19 protein-coding genes are annotated in these 14463 nt (G+C 35.2%); 13 read left to right on the forward strand and 6 right to left on the reverse strand.

Annotated features, from left to right (window positions below; translation table 11 throughout):
* Nucleotides 1-299: 299 nt before the first annotated feature.
* Entirely contained in the window at nucleotides 300-1373 is a 1074-nt protein-coding gene (locus F1Z66_RS01600; protein WP_149861849.1) for an Mrp/NBP35 family ATP-binding protein, read from the reverse strand.
* A gap of 161 nt (nucleotides 1374-1534) precedes the next feature.
* On the opposite strand from F1Z66_RS01600, the gene F1Z66_RS01605 reads away from it, so the two are divergent.
* The 3 genes from F1Z66_RS01605 to nadC are packed head-to-tail and all read left to right on the forward strand — an operon-like array spanning nucleotide 1535 to nucleotide 3427.
* Nucleotides 1535-2191: a DNA-directed RNA polymerase gene (locus tag F1Z66_RS01605; RefSeq protein WP_149861850.1), complete on the forward strand. Its 657-nt coding sequence runs from the start codon at nucleotides 1535-1537 to the stop codon at nucleotides 2189-2191.
* A 42-nt stretch (nucleotides 2192-2233) separates the two neighbouring features.
* Nucleotides 2234-2422: a transcription elongation factor subunit Spt4 gene (gene spt4 / locus F1Z66_RS01610; RefSeq protein ID WP_149861851.1), complete on the forward strand. Its 189-nt coding sequence runs from the start codon at nucleotides 2234-2236 to the stop codon at nucleotides 2420-2422.
* A 6-nt stretch (nucleotides 2423-2428) separates the two neighbouring features.
* Nucleotides 2429-3427, forward strand: a complete 999-nt coding sequence (gene nadC, locus F1Z66_RS01615) for a carboxylating nicotinate-nucleotide diphosphorylase (RefSeq protein ID WP_201448547.1) — start codon at nucleotides 2429-2431, stop codon at nucleotides 3425-3427.
* 476 nt (nucleotides 3428-3903) lie between these two features.
* Here the strand turns inward: nadC and nadA are convergent, their stop codons facing one another.
* A complete protein-coding gene (nadA, locus tag F1Z66_RS01620) occupies nucleotides 3904-4854 on the reverse strand; it encodes a quinolinate synthase NadA (RefSeq protein WP_149861852.1) in 951 nt (316 codons plus the stop codon).
* 148 nt (nucleotides 4855-5002) lie between these two features.
* Here nadA and F1Z66_RS01625 point away from each other — a divergent pair, with 148 nt between their 5' ends.
* Nucleotides 5003-5182 (forward strand): 30S ribosomal protein S30e, encoded by a 180-nt coding sequence (locus tag F1Z66_RS01625; protein ID WP_149861853.1) that lies wholly within the window; start codon nucleotides 5003-5005, stop codon nucleotides 5180-5182.
* 186 nt (nucleotides 5183-5368) lie between these two features.
* On the forward strand, nucleotides 5369-5821 hold the full coding sequence (locus tag F1Z66_RS01630) for a 50S ribosomal protein L15e (protein ID WP_149861854.1): 453 nt from the start codon (nucleotides 5369-5371) through the stop codon (nucleotides 5819-5821).
* A gap of 101 nt (nucleotides 5822-5922) precedes the next feature.
* On the opposite strand, the gene F1Z66_RS01635 is transcribed toward F1Z66_RS01630, so the two are convergent.
* The 4 genes from F1Z66_RS01635 to F1Z66_RS01645 all read right to left on the reverse strand — a co-directional run bounded on the left by F1Z66_RS01635 (nucleotide 5923) and on the right by F1Z66_RS01645 (nucleotide 8401).
* Nucleotides 5923-6324 carry a hypothetical protein gene (locus F1Z66_RS01635; protein ID WP_149861855.1) on the reverse strand — a complete coding sequence of 134 codons (402 nt, stop codon included), beginning with the start codon at nucleotides 6322-6324 and terminating at the stop codon, nucleotides 5923-5925.
* Nucleotides 6325-6790: 466 nt separating this feature from the next.
* Entirely contained in the window at nucleotides 6791-7051 is a 261-nt protein-coding gene (locus F1Z66_RS01640) for a hypothetical protein (protein WP_149861856.1), read from the reverse strand.
* 70 nt (nucleotides 7052-7121) lie between these two features.
* On the reverse strand, nucleotides 7122-7292 hold the full coding sequence (locus tag F1Z66_RS15750) for a hypothetical protein (RefSeq protein ID WP_195907445.1): 171 nt from the start codon (nucleotides 7290-7292) through the stop codon (nucleotides 7122-7124).
* A 500-nt stretch (nucleotides 7293-7792) separates the two neighbouring features.
* Nucleotides 7793-8401 carry a hypothetical protein gene (locus tag F1Z66_RS01645; RefSeq protein ID WP_195907446.1) on the reverse strand — a complete coding sequence of 203 codons (609 nt, stop codon included), beginning with the start codon at nucleotides 8399-8401 and terminating at the stop codon, nucleotides 7793-7795.
* A 398-nt stretch (nucleotides 8402-8799) separates the two neighbouring features.
* On the opposite strand from F1Z66_RS01645, the gene F1Z66_RS01650 reads away from it, so the two are divergent.
* The 8 genes from F1Z66_RS01650 to F1Z66_RS01680 all read left to right on the forward strand — a co-directional run bounded on the left by F1Z66_RS01650 (nucleotide 8800) and on the right by F1Z66_RS01680 (nucleotide 14456).
* Nucleotides 8800-9666, forward strand: a complete 867-nt coding sequence (locus F1Z66_RS01650; protein ID WP_149861858.1) for a formyltetrahydrofolate deformylase — start codon at nucleotides 8800-8802, stop codon at nucleotides 9664-9666.
* Nucleotides 9667-9670: 4 nt separating this feature from the next.
* Nucleotides 9671-9796, forward strand: coding sequence for a hypothetical protein (locus F1Z66_RS16180; protein ID WP_255437874.1), 126 nt, complete (start codon nucleotides 9671-9673; stop codon nucleotides 9794-9796).
* Between the two features lie 14 nt (nucleotides 9797-9810).
* Nucleotides 9811-10545: a creatininase family protein gene (locus F1Z66_RS01655; protein ID WP_149861859.1), complete on the forward strand. Its 735-nt coding sequence runs from the start codon at nucleotides 9811-9813 to the stop codon at nucleotides 10543-10545.
* A 74-nt stretch (nucleotides 10546-10619) separates the two neighbouring features.
* Nucleotides 10620-10853, forward strand: a complete 234-nt coding sequence (locus F1Z66_RS01660; protein ID WP_149861860.1) for an LSm family protein — start codon at nucleotides 10620-10622, stop codon at nucleotides 10851-10853.
* A 60-nt stretch (nucleotides 10854-10913) separates the two neighbouring features.
* Nucleotides 10914-11084 (forward strand): 50S ribosomal protein L37e, encoded by a 171-nt coding sequence (locus tag F1Z66_RS01665; protein ID WP_149861861.1) that lies wholly within the window; start codon nucleotides 10914-10916, stop codon nucleotides 11082-11084.
* A gap of 74 nt (nucleotides 11085-11158) precedes the next feature.
* Nucleotides 11159-12133: a hypothetical protein gene (locus F1Z66_RS01670; RefSeq protein WP_149861862.1), complete on the forward strand. Its 975-nt coding sequence runs from the start codon at nucleotides 11159-11161 to the stop codon at nucleotides 12131-12133.
* 85 nt (nucleotides 12134-12218) lie between these two features.
* Nucleotides 12219-12941, forward strand: a complete 723-nt coding sequence (gene rpiA / locus F1Z66_RS01675) for a ribose 5-phosphate isomerase A (RefSeq protein ID WP_149861863.1) — start codon at nucleotides 12219-12221, stop codon at nucleotides 12939-12941.
* A 21-nt stretch (nucleotides 12942-12962) separates the two neighbouring features.
* On the forward strand, nucleotides 12963-14456 hold the full coding sequence (locus F1Z66_RS01680; protein ID WP_149861864.1) for a dihydroorotase: 1494 nt from the start codon (nucleotides 12963-12965) through the stop codon (nucleotides 14454-14456).
* The last annotated feature ends 7 nt before the right edge of the window (nucleotides 14457-14463 follow it).

The raw sequence follows: 14463 nt of genomic DNA on the forward strand, positions 1-14463 counted from the left end.
AAAATAATTTGACAAACCGTTGTTATTGAAAGTTTACAGAGTAATAGGGTAAGAAAGTAGATGCTGGTTTTTGAAAAAAATAAAGATTATAACTTTATTGTATGCCTAAAATGGGATTTGGATTCCACAATAACAGTCAAAAAAATTTTAAAGATAAAAAACTATGACGGGAGTTCATGAATATATGTCCCAGTACTTGGGTGAATGATTGAAAGTATGTGTGTATGGGTATGGGCAAGTAAGTGAGTAAATGAGTAAATATGTAAATATATAAGAAAAAATGCCTCGAATTTTTCAGATTAGGTTTGTTGTGGTTGTTCTTGTTCCATCAATTCAGAAGCTATAACACTAATCCTTCCTGCAGTAATTTTTGAAATCTTGTAAAATGCTTGAGCATATTCGGAATTAGGATCGGAAATAATAACTGAAGTCCCTGTGTCGCTTCCCTTCATAATCTGAGCAGTTAATGGAATTTCCCCAATAAATGGAACCTTAAATTGTTCGCTTATCTTTTGACCACCTCCTTCACCAAAAATGTGAATCTTTTCAGAACAGTTGTGACACTTGAGATAGCTCATATTCTCAATAACACCGATAATAGGAATATTGAGTTTGTTAAACATTCCAATGGATTTTACAGCCACGTTCATAGCTACCTCCTGAGGTGTTGTTACAATCAATATTCCTGTAATTGGTATTGTTTGGGCCATAGTAAGTGGGGCATCTCCAGTTCCTGGCGGTAAATCAATTATAAGGTAATCAAGTTCTCCCCAATTTACATCGGTGATGAACTGTTTTACTATACCTGCGATTATAGGTCCACGATAGATACCTGCTTGCTGTGATTGCTCATAGAAAAATCCCATAGACATCACTTTGACATTTTCAGCGACAGGAGGCTGTATTTTCCCTTCAATTACCTCAGGAGTTTCTTTAAGGCCCAGCATCAATGGGACACTTGGACCATATACATCAGCATCCAGTATACCAACCTTGGCTCCAGTTTTTGCTAAAGCAACTGCCAAATTCACTGAAACGGTGGTTTTTCCTACACCACCCTTCCCACTGGCAACCGCCAAAATATTCTTTACACCGGGCAGAATCTGATCCATGGTTATGGTTCGCCCCTCCATTACTCTTGCTGTTACCTTAAGATCCAAATCCTTTATTCCCAGGTTTGAAATGGTATTTCTGACATCTTGTTCAATTTCACTATTAAAAGGACAAGCAGGTGTTGTCAATTCCAAAGTAAAAGCTAATTTATCTTCGTTAATTGTAATATCTTTGATCATACCCATAGATACAATATCTTTGTGTAACTCTGGATCCTTAACATTTTTTAAAGCACTAATGACTTTATCCACAGTAACCATAATAATATAAAAATCGGGTCGCAATTCTATTTAAATCATTCATTCTCAAAATGAATAATGATGCCTTCAAGATCACCGGAATGATTATTCCAAGATATTAATCCCACTACTAAAACATAAAGTTCATAAACTGATGATTCTGGATATCTTTTGTCTTTATAATGTTTGCTATTGCACATATGTCTGATGTAGTAAGGATCCCTCCAAGTAAGTTAACCAACTCTCTAAAACTGACAGCAATCGGGATTTTAAAGGAAAAATACGAAAGTATGGTTAGTGCTGATTTGGGATATGTTATACTGATAATCGATGCCGAAACAAACGCTATCGGCAAAGTAATTGCTGGTGATGGTGCGACCTATCACAAAGTTAACTTTACTGCATTGACGTTTTATCCTAAACTTCACGAAGTAGTAGAAGGTGAAGTAGTTGAGATTACAGATTTTGGTGCATTTGTTAGGATAGGTCCCACAGATGCGCTCCTACATTTGTCTCAGATCGCTGATGATTATCTAAAAAGCGACGTGAAACAAGGCCTAATTTTATCCAATCAATCTGAAAAAACATTGCGAATAGGCTCCAAAATACGAGCAAGAATCACTGCAATCAGTTTAGGAAAGAGTGCATCAATGGGTAAGATAGGTATAACGTGCAGGCAGCCATTTTTAGGCGCTTTGGAATGGGTTGAAAAAGAGATCCGACGTGCCCAAGGTGGAGGCAGCGGCAGCGGCAGTGACAGTAATTCAAAAGAAGGGGGTACAGGAGCGTCCAGTGCACAAAATAAAGGTTCAGATGGCAAATCATCTAAAAAAAGATAAAAGATAAAAAGGCATCATGCGAAATAAGGTTGTTAGTAGGCATTGGTAAGAGAAGTAGCATGCAAAAAATGTAAAGCATTAACAACTGGTAAGATGTGTCCAGTTTGCAAATCAACTGAACTTTCAAAAGATTGGTTTGGGATCTTGTTAATAATGAACCCACAAAAATCAAAAGTTGCTTCGACGTTAGAAATCAAAGTTCCCCACAAATATGCTTTGAAAGTCACATAATTTGAATTGAATAGTAATTTTAGTAGTAGCAGTAGTAGTAGTAAAAATACAATATATTTTGAAAAAAATTCCCCATACAAGAATATATATGATTCAGAATTAGAGCTTAGAAAAGCATTATCTGATTTTTTAGCAGAGGACATTGGTACTGGTGATATTACAAGCAATCTACTAATTCCTCAAGAAAGTATATCTAAAGGTGATATAGTATGCAAGAGCAGTAATAACAATAACAATAACAATAACAATAACAATAGTGATAGCGGTACGGACAGCAAAGTCTGTGAAATAGTTGTAAGCGGCCTTGCAGAAGCGAAATTAATTTTTGAAATTTGCGGTTGCAAAGTATCTCAAATGGTGGAAGACGGATCAGCAATCTCAAATGGAACAATCGTCATGACAGTTTCCGGATCCTCTAGATCGATTCTGAAAGGAGAAAGAACAGCTCTCAATTTGCTTATGAGAATGAGCGGTATTTCCACCAAAACCGGACAATTTGTAAGAAGGCTCGGTAACCTTTCAAAGACAGTCAAGATCGCTTCTACTAGAAAAACTGCACCGGGTTTGCGATACTTTGATAAAAGAGCAGTTGTTCTTGGAGGCGGTATATCACATAGAGAAAGAATGGATCAGTTGATTCTGATAAAGGACAATCACATTGCCATAGTAGGTTCAGTTAAAGAGGCCATAAAAAAGGCAAAATCGGCTTACCCGTCAGGCAGGAAAAAGATAGAATGCGAGGTAACAGACTATCAAGGGATACTGGACGCAATTGATGCAGGAGCGGATATAATAATGCTAGATAATTTTACACCTACACAAGTGGATAATTCCATTCAAAGGCTAAAAAAAGCAGGTTTGCGAGATAAAGCAATTATAGAAGTAAGTGGTGGAGTTAAATACGAAAATGTTCAGGAATTTGCAGCTTGCAGACCAGATGTTATTTCGATTGGATCGTTGACTCACTCTGTACAGGCAATAGACTTTAGTTTGGAAATAACTTAATTTGTATATTCAGTTTAATTGCATTTGTTTTTTTTATATTACTACCAAAATGACGATATATTGGTTGACCTTGTCCCACCCACCAGTACAATAACAAAGGACAATAACAATACTGTTTTTTAGTAAAGATCAGTATTCATCTATTCATCTATTCATCTATTCATCTATTCATAATTAAAACACATCTGAAAATCAGATAAAGACATGGAACTATTTTGTCGGTATCTGTTTTCACCCAAATTTGAAATTTCCAAGTACTGTTGCAACTTATCAGAGCATATGAATTGAAAAGTAAAGCCTATTATTTTTTTCTCGTAAATACATGTATACAAAATTTTTCCAAAGGTTTCAATTTTAACGTCGTTTATTTGTCTATGTATAAAACAAGAGAAGGTTCGAAGAGGCTTGGAGAGAGAGAGGAAGGGGGAAAGAGAGGAAGAGGGAAAGAGTCTAGAATAAAGATAAAAAAAGTCTTATCAGGTTATGGCCAACATTCTCTCAATTGGAATGATAGCTTTTCGCGCTATCTTCTCAGGAACCTTTACTTCATAAACATCGTTTATCAAAGAATTATGAACTTTTTCAACTGTAATTTTTTTCATATATTTGCAAACTGCGTCGTTTTTAACTGGGATAAACTCCTTAGAGGGATTCTCTTCCTGCATCCTATGCAATATTCCAACCTCAGTTGCTATCAGAAATTGATTATTCTTTGACTCTCTGGCCTCTTTCATCATTCCCTCAGTAGATAATATTTTACAATCCTTGTTAATATCACCCTTTGAAACGTGATAGAGAGTGGATGATGTACAGCTGCACTCAGGATGCACCATGAATTCAGCATTACTATATTTTGCTAACATTGAGTTGATATCCTTGTCAGTAATTCCAGCGTGAACGTGACATTCACCAGGCCAGATTTTGATATTATTTCTTTTTGTTTCTTCAGCAACATATGCCCCTAAAAACATATCAGGCAAAAACAGCACGGGTTGATCTGCAGGAATACTTTTTACTACTTTTACTGCGTTTGAGGATGTACAACAGTAATCCGAAAGTGCTTTAATTTCAGCAGAGGTATTAACATAGCTTACCACAACTGCATTAGGATTTTCATTTTTCCATTTTAGTAGCTCCTTTGGATTAATGGATGAAGCAAGCGAACATCCTGCTTCAAGGTCGGGGATGAGAACTTTCTTGTCGGGACTAATGATTGAAGCAGTTTCGGCCATAAAATGTACCCCACAAAATACTATGTATGAGGCATCGGTTTCTCCAGCTAATCGAGATAATTTCAACGAATCGCCAATAAAATCAGCAACTTCTTGTACTTGTGATATTTGATAGTTATGTGCCAAAATAATGGCATTTTTTTCTTTCTTTAGCCTTTGAATTTCCTTACTGAAGTCAAAATTCAGAATTGACATTAGTTGCAAAACAGATAAAGATGTGCCGCCATTTAAATAATAATGAACTAGTCCTTGATTGCCACGAATTTTTTATTCTTGGTAATTGTTGCCTGTATATCCCTCATAGAATGTATACAATAAATATGAGATAGATAATATCAACATTATGCCGACTCACGGATCGTTAACAAAAGCTGGGAAAGTTAGAGGTCAAACCCCCAAAATCCAAGCTCGAGAAAGAACTAGCCCACCTTCAAGGGTAAGAAACAAAAATAATTTTGTTAAGAGATTTGAAAAAAGGGTTCAACCAGGTCAGAAAAAGCCTGAAAGAATGCGAAGACGTTAAGATTTCTTTTTTTGGTTAATACTCAATTTTTGGTTTCTTTTCTTTTTCAGTATTTTAACATGTTTTTTTCATTTTAAGAAAATAACTGCTATCTATTATCCTACCTGCATATTGTCAAATTAAAAATAGAAAGGTTACAATCACCTCCCAAAGAAAATATTAATGGGTATTAAATAACTCAAGGATATGTACAGCCACATTGCGGAAACATGGAAGACAATGCTAAAAAACAGATCTCCTGAGCTTAAAAGAAAGGCATACACATGGAGGAGAGAACCAACGGTAAATCGAATTGAGCATCCAAGCCGTTTGGATAGAGCAAGAGCAGTAGGATATAAAGCCAAACAAGGGATCATTGTAGTGCGAATCAGAGTAGGAAGAGGTGGAATGAGAAAACAAAGACCAGTAGCAGGAAGAAGACCAAAACATATTGGTGTAGTTCACATTAAACAAAAAATTAGCATGAAAAGGGTTGCAGAAAGACGTGTAAATGAAAAGTACTTAAATATGAAAGTAATGGGCTCTTATATGATTTATCAAGATGGTATGTATTCGTGGTTTGAAGTTATATTAGCTGATCCAAGTCATCCTGCGATAACAAAAGACAAAGAAATGCGAAGCAGGATAAACTTTAACTAACTAGTAAGAACGCACATAAAAATATTTTATATGTATATAAATAAATAAATATACATAAAGGCGTATCCACCCACTACATTTCTTTCATTTCAAACCGAGTTCTACTTTGAGTCGATTTCCTTAATTTTTACAATAACATCCGAGACATCTTGCAATGGTACGTCTCTATCTAGTGTGATGTAAATCAACAAATTATCTTTGGTAGAAGGAACAAGTACAAGTGTCACCAAATCATTCTTGGTTATGGAAAAATCCGTTTTTCCAATAGATTCATTAAAAGAATTTCTTAGTTGTTGTCTTATTGCTTCAACAAAATGCTCATCCCTCGCTTGTTCAGGAGACAATAGTGGAGTAACATTTTTTCTAAGTTTTCCTGCTACGGTCCTACCGTATCTGTTGATAATTCCAACATAGCGTATTTTTTCTGAAATACCCATAAGTTCCAGGCATTTGTTCTGAAAAGAAAGTCTAATTGCAGAAAAATCGTCGTTCTTGTTAGCCATACAGTAATCTTGTTGTCCAATTGATTAATAAAGCATTTTTCCTCTAGGGGTATTTTTGACATTCGCACGAGAGCAAATCTATATATCTTCTTTTTAATTTTTTATGCAATATCAGCAATATGCCATAATAGTAGTAGTAGTAGAAATGGTCCAATTCACCCGATTATTCAAAATACTGCAACGAACTTAAAGAACTTGAAAAATAGTAGGATGACAAAAATAAAAGTGATTTACAATGCAGGTACATATGTCTTCTAAGGATTGTCAAGTTATTGTTATCAATATCATCTATGCAGATTGATTTATTGCGTGACAAGTACATTGACATTTAACCATTTTCATATCAAACGAACAATCTTCATCTGGACCACAGTTCTCGTTTACTGGCCATTCGCCTGGGCAATCGGAGTGATTTTCTCTTTTACAAAAAAACGTTAAAAACAATCTACTACCTTTTACATAATAACTAAATATCTATATTAAATAATTGTGGTGCGTAAATCGACCCTTCCCTAACTCTTTTAACTTTAGCAACAGAAAGATAATGAGGCCATAGAGTAATCATTATCGATCCTTCCGGAACATTTTCGGGCGATTCAATAATAACTAGATCCTTTAAATCTACACCGTGTTCGATTAATTTTTCTTTGCTGCGGTCAATTAGTTCTGCGGGCATTCCACTACTATATAAATAAACTTTATCGGTGTACTCTATTCTACTAGACACAGAATACCTTAAAATTTGCAATAAAAAAATGTTCCCGTAAATTCCAAAGTGTTCGGTTCAAAAAAAAATCTTATAATTCATCTATCTTGTATTTAGTCGTGCAACCCACACACTCGTAGATCTCGCTACCAACCTGTCCTGAAACATTAAATCGTACTATTGTTTTACATTTAGGGCATCTGCCTTCGGTAGATTTGGTTTTTCTGACCGGTTTCGAAGTTTTTCTCTTTCTACTACCCATATTACAAATATAATAAACCTTGTCCTTTTAATAAATTAATTTAATCTAACTTTTGTTAACAGACTATTTTTAGCCTAAAAATTCCTAAAGATTCAAAGTACAAATAAAGATATTTCAAATTTCAACTTACCCAATTTCCCCCCCCCCAACTCCTTAAGCCTCTACAAACAAATATTCTAAATCATTAATATTCTTAAATCTCCATCTGTTCCATCTTTCTTCCTGCCTTCCTAGCTATCTCTCTATAGCTCTTTCCTCTTCCACAGAATCTCTTGCATCCTTGTTTTATTTTCTAACCATCGGCTAATAAGGAGTGTAATTAAGATAACAATAGAACCATCTCGATTTAGATAGTGCTCATCAATCCTAATCATAAAGCAAATAAAAATAAAAATAAAAATAAAAAAAATAAGGAAATAGTTAGCTATAATTTTTTTATAAATACTTAAAATCTTGACTTAATGTGACAAAAAGTATCTGGGAAAAAAAGAAGAAGGATTTTAATTCTGTCCTAATGCATTGCTTCCTTCATTGAATTGGTTTTGGAAGCTCAAGCTGTTACAGGATACAATTGCATCTTCACCTGAAACACACTGTGCCTTTTGATCATTATCTTGGTCTTGGTCTACTCCTTGGTCGCTGTCGTTACCGTTGTGTTTCTTGTGACCATCTCCACCGTGTTGTGCTGCTGCATTGTTACCTTCATTATCTTGATTTTGTGCACTCAAGTTATTGCACGAAAGAGCTATGCTGCCGCCAGCTACACACTGTGTATTTTGTTTGCTGTCTTGGTCTTGGTCCACTCCTTGGTCATTGTCGTTACCTTTTCCTTTACCATTTTGCTGTCCGGCTGCATTGTTACCATCATTATCTTGGTCTTGTGCGCTCAAGTTATTGCAAGAGGCCAATACATCATCACCAGACACACATTGTGCGTTTTGTTTTGAAGATTGACCTTGATCGATGTCTTGGTCACTATCATTACCTTTGTTTTTCTTTTCTTTTGCCATTACATCATTTACTGTAAATGTGGGACTCAAAAACAAAGTAAATGCCACCACTGCTACCACCGCTAAAATCAATGGTTTTTTATTGTTTAATGTAAACATCACAAGTTAAGGTAGTCTGTATAATATGTATATTTCTTAAAATGAAACTATTATTTTATCATGCTAAACTTTTACTAAATAATAAACTGCATAACTATTTCTAAAGATTATTTGGTACTAGTTTCACAAGAGGAACATATTTTTCAGGGCAAAGATAATAATAGCAATAGTCAACTAATCAGGGAAAAAAATTAAAGATATTGACGGAGTAGATATATATCTTCTAACTAACTAACTAACTATTACCCTTTTTTTAAGCAAACCAGTTGAAAAAAAGAGTATAAACATCTTCCAAAGCAAACGAAGTGAATATTTTTATTGAATGGATCGTGTGTATCATATTTATCTCGGATTTGCATGGTTTTTTATAATAATAGGTGTAAAATGGAGACAATAGTATGACCGAAAAAACTGATATTATTGACAGTAAAACATTTGTTGAGGTAACTATAGTTGGCAAAGACAAAGAAGGCATAGTTGCAGATACAACAAATTATATTTTCAAGAATGGTGGAAACATTGAAAAAATCAACCAGAATGTAGTCAAAGGTTTATTTGGTATGCATCTTGAAGCTTCCTTCCACACCATAGACAAGGCCAAGATGCAAAAAGAATTAGGCGAACTGGGAAAAAAGCTTCAGATGGAGGTAAAGGTTCATTTTCATGAGGAAAATAAAGTAAAAAATGTTGCGATATTAGTAAGTCGCGAGGACCATTGTTTGTTAAAAATACTAAACTCCAAAACAGCAGGCGAGATAAACTGCAATATTTCCTTAATAATTGGTTCAGATGAGAAGCTAAAACCGATCGCAGATAACTACTCCATCCCATTTTTCTTTGTTAATCACACTGATCAGAACATAGCCGAAAAGGAGATCCTTAATCTAGTAGAAAAATTCGACATTGATCTTATCGTTTTGGCCAGATACATGAGGATACTCACACCTAATTTTGTGTGGCGCTACCCAAACAGAATAATAAATATTCACCCATCATTGTTACCGGCTTTTCCAGGAGCCTATGCTTATGTACAGGCGTATGAAAGAGGAGCAAAAATTATAGGCTGTACTGCTCATTTTGTGACAGAGGATCTTGATCAAGGACCAATAATCATTCAAGAATCGTTTAAAGTTGCACCAGAAGATACCTTAGAGACAATAAAAATTAAAGGCCAAATAGCTGAAGCCTTTGCACTATTAGAAGCCGTAAAGTTGTTTTTGGAAGACAAGTTGGAAGTTTATTGGGGCAAAGTAACCTACAAATAAAAATATGAAAGTATCGAAAACAGCAAGAGGAGTAGGAGGAGGAGGAGGAGAAGCAGTAATAATAATAATAGTAGTAGTAGGAGTATCATTACGGTCAGAAGCAGGAGCATTTATAGACGAATTTAAATAAATTCTTAAAGAGGCATGGAAATAAAGACTTTAAATCAAAGCAGGTTTTCAGACAGCATCCAAAATCAAGATATTAAATCAGTCATTTTGCCTCTTGGTTCAACAGAACAACATGGTGATCATCTTCCATTTTCAACTGATACCCTAATAGTGGAACATATTTCAAGGGCCATTTCCAAGCGTGTAAAAATGTTTGTTCTTCCTGCAATTTATTACGGAGTATCATATGAACATGACCCCAAGTTTAATGCATCTGTTGACTACAATACTTTAGTAGATTTCATTTCAAGCGTCTGTTTATCCATGTCAAAAAAAGGGATACAAAAAGTATTCCTGATAAACGGCCATCATGGCAACACGGGGTTGCTCCAGTATGTGGGTCAAAATATACAGTCAAGATACGGGCTAAAGTCCAATTTCTTTTACTTTATCAACTATTGGCAAATGATTGATCGAAAGTTTGATCATGCAGGCGAGGTGGAAACATCGCTAATGATGGCAATAAATCCCGAGTTTGTGGATATAAATGCAGCAAAGCAAGGTTTTGATATTCGAGATATAATAGATGACCAGAATTTATTTAGGCATGGAATAAACATGTCAATAAACAACCCCGGAGGATTTGTAAAATTTACCAAGAATGGTGTTTGGGGAAATCCCTTAAAAGCAAGTCCCGAGGAAGGACAAAGATTACTTTCTCAAATCATCGATAAAATCACAGAATTGATGACCGACCCAGTTTACGATTGACCCAGGTACCACACAAGCAGAAAACTAAATTTAATATAGGACATCGATTTGATACACAATAGGTTAGATAAAAGTTGTCTGTAGATATGGCTGTTAAAGTCTTAGATGAAAGCCTCGGTAGAGATGTTTTAATTAAATTAAAAGGTGGCAAGGTAATTAGAGGAAACTTGCAAGGTTTTGATCAACATATGAATTTATTATTAGAAAGCTCGGTTGAAATTTTGGAAGAAGGAAAAACCGATGAAATTGGAAATATCGTGGTAAGAGGAGACAACGTGGTGATAATCTCACCGCCCCAGTTCAAGTAGCAAGGAAACCAGGTACGAGAAGGGAAAGGAAAGAAAAGGAGAGAAGGTGTAAAATAATAAATGACTAAAGGAACAACTTCGATGGGTAGATTTACCCGAAAGAAAACCCACATCAGATGTAGAAGATGTGGTCACAATTCATATCATAAACGCAGCAAAACCTGCGCAAAATGCGGATATCCAGATCCAAAGATCCGAAAATACAGCTGGATAAAAAGAAGGGTAAAATAATATTTTAAATTTTTACCATCCAAGGTAGCTTTATTTTTATAAGCTATTACTACAATATAATAATTATCAAGAAAATGATTGATTTGTTCATAATTTCTGCTTCTGTCGCATTAGGGTTAATTAGTGCAGTATTCATAACACGATACGCGATAAACAGAAAGAACAGCAATCTCACATTATTAGGCAATGTAAAAAATGAATTAAACAATATAGAGTTTGAGAAATCTGTTGCACTAGAAGCCCTGGGAAAAATCGATCAATTCTTTAAAGAAAAAAAAATTGACGAATTTGAAAGGGATAGACTGGCTAAAAAGTACAACAACATGTTGGATGAATATGATAAACGAGTTTTCCAGCTTACTCCTATTCTGGAAGCTCAAGAGATTTACGAATACAGAAAGGAGCTTAACTCAATAGTTTCAGAATACACAAAAAAAATAGATGCGAGGCTAAAAAATCTAACTGGCACTTCACCTAATTCTTATAACCATCTTAACAAAGGAGACGACGAGGCAACGATAGTAACAGGAGGATTAGATTCATCTTTCAAAATGAATTCCGATAGAAACAAATCAGAATCCTTTTTTTCAAAGTTTACATCCCTAAAGCTGAATCCAAAGAAAAATAGTAAAATACATTTGAAAAAAAAACTGCCTTTGCAAAATGACAAAGAAACGCTGAGTAAAGTTGGTAAAGATACAATTAGAGATAAAAGTGAGCTTGATGGCTCAATAAAAAAAGAAGACAACAAACCTAATTCACATCTATCACAAGATAATAATAAAATTAATACACATTCTACTTTGCAATTGCCCAATCCAACCAAAACTAGTTACACCTCTATTAATGCTATTGACAGCACCTCTAACCCTATTTTACCAAACCTTGTGTCGACCAATGAGCAGAAAGACAACAAAAATCATTTATCCTTGTCGACATCAAAAGACGATAAGGAAGATGTCAAAAATGTATTAGATACAGGTAAGGAGATTGAAAAAATTCAAAGCGATATCTTGAAAACATTGAGACGACTAGAAGACAATCCATAAAAAAATAGGTCAATAATTTGACAGCATAACATGTCTTTTTCTCAATCGATTTAAATATACTGTATTTGTTCCTCTATAGTTAGTCATGTCCGCAACCCCTACTAATATTCAAAATCAAAATAATGGACCATATGACTTTAGCTTTGATAATATTGCAAAAAATATAATAGACAATCACATTTCTGGGAACGAACAATTCATAGGTTTAGGCAGTGGCAGAGCAGTGACTAAGATAGTGAAACTTTTATCACCCCAGGTAATCAAGAACTGTAAATTTGTATGTACATCCTTGCAAATAAAAATTGAAGCTGAGAAAAAAAATCTGGAGATAGTTGATGAGTCAAAGATTCCGCTATTGGATTTAGTAATAGACGGTGCAGATCAAATTGATAAGAAAAAACATTTGATCAAGGGTGGCGGGGGTGCGTTATTAAGAGAAAAAATCCTTTACTATTCTGCAAAAAAAACTATTATTGTTGCAGACTCTTCAAAGTTTTTTGAATCCTTCTCTAGAACGGTTCCCCTGGAAATTATTCCATTTGGCAGGAATGCAGTCATCCCTTTTATAGTAAGGATCGGAGGTAATCCATCACTTCGCTCTTTGGATAGAGGGTATCCATACATCACTGAAAATGGTAACCTCATTTTAGATACCATGTTTGATGATTATTCTAATATTGAAAATTTGGAAGTACAATTAAAGAAAATCCCAGGCATCATGGAGACAGGTCTGTTTATCAAACCACCCGACCACTGCTATTGCGCCCTAGAAAATGGAAAATTCGAAGATCGTTCAAAGAGCATATAAGAAGTATATATGGTGTGAGATATGAGTGACAAATGTGATTTATTAATCAAGGATGCACAGGCAGTTATCCCCAAAATAGGGATAACAAAAACAAACATTCTCATCGAGGATGGCAAAATTAAGAATCTATCAAGCTCAATTGATGGTATTGAGTATACAGCGTCCATTAATGCCAATAACAGATACGTATTACCAGGACTCATCGATCCTCACGTGCATTACGGAGTGTTCTCACCCATAGAAATTGCCTCAGAAACTGAGTCAAGGACTGCAGCTTTAGGCGGCGTAACCACAATTATGCGTATGCTCCGCGTATATGAACCCTACACACAAGAAATTGAAAAGCAGTTACAAGGTAGTGTGAATAATCATTATATAGATTATCAAATTCACGCATCTATATTAAACCCTCAGCAGGTATCTGATATACCGCATCTACATAAAAGTGGAATTCGCTCTTTTAAATTGTACATGAACCTTGGATCTACAGACAATAGAATCCTAATGGACATGTATCCATCTCAAAATAACCACCTTCCCAGAAACGTCAACATCACAGACGAGCTTTGTTTTCAAGTTCTTTCTGCTTGCTCATCACTAAAAAATACGACAGTTTTGGTGCATGCAGAGGATCACAGCACATGTGCCCGAATTATTGAAGAAAAGAAAAAGGAATCTTTGGGACATGCCAAGAAATCAAATAGCAGAGAAGAAATAAAAGCCGATCAAAAAGACGAAAAAAATTTAAAAACAGATACCGCGGAAAATTACAATCCACTAAAGGTTTGGTCTGAATGCAGGCCACCGATAAGCGAAGAAATTGCCATCAAAAAGATAATGAAAATGGGCAGAGAATTGAGATCAAATATTTACTTTGTGCATATTGGTTCAAACCATGCTTTAAACACGATTCTAAATGAGCGGCAACTAGGTGGTTGTAACGCTTATATCGAAACGTGTCCGCATTACTTGACTCATTCAATTGATTATAGTAACTTGAGAGGAAAAGTGGTTCCACCTTTGCGAACAAAAAATGACATTGCCAGTTTATGGAATGCTATTAAAAACGGACTCGTCGACACCATAGGTACCGACCATGTAGCCAATACATTGGCCCTTAAATATGGACAAAATGGCGATATCTGGACAGCATTAGCAGGTTTCCCAGGCCTAGCGACCATGTTACCAGTTCTGCTGCACTTTGGAGTAATACAACGCAATATTCCTCTTACTCAAATAGCAGAATTATCTAGCTATAATGCAGCAAAGATCTTTGGATTTTATCCTAAGAAAGGCACCATACAAAAAGGATCGGATGCAGATTTGGTTATAATTGATTTGGAAATTTCTAAAAAAGTTACCCCAGAATTATTGCAATCCTCCTCAGATTATACTATTTATGATGGAATGGAATTGCAAGGATGGCCCACTGTTACAATCTCCCGAGGTAAAATAATCATGGAGAATGAAACAGTCTATCAGCATAACAAAGGTCATGGAAAATTTTTAAAGTAAAGGCGAA

The organism is Candidatus Nitrosocosmicus agrestis, assembly GCF_008389435.1.
GTDB classification, from domain to species: Archaea; Thermoproteota; Nitrososphaeria; order Nitrososphaerales; family Nitrososphaeraceae; genus Nitrosocosmicus; species Nitrosocosmicus agrestis.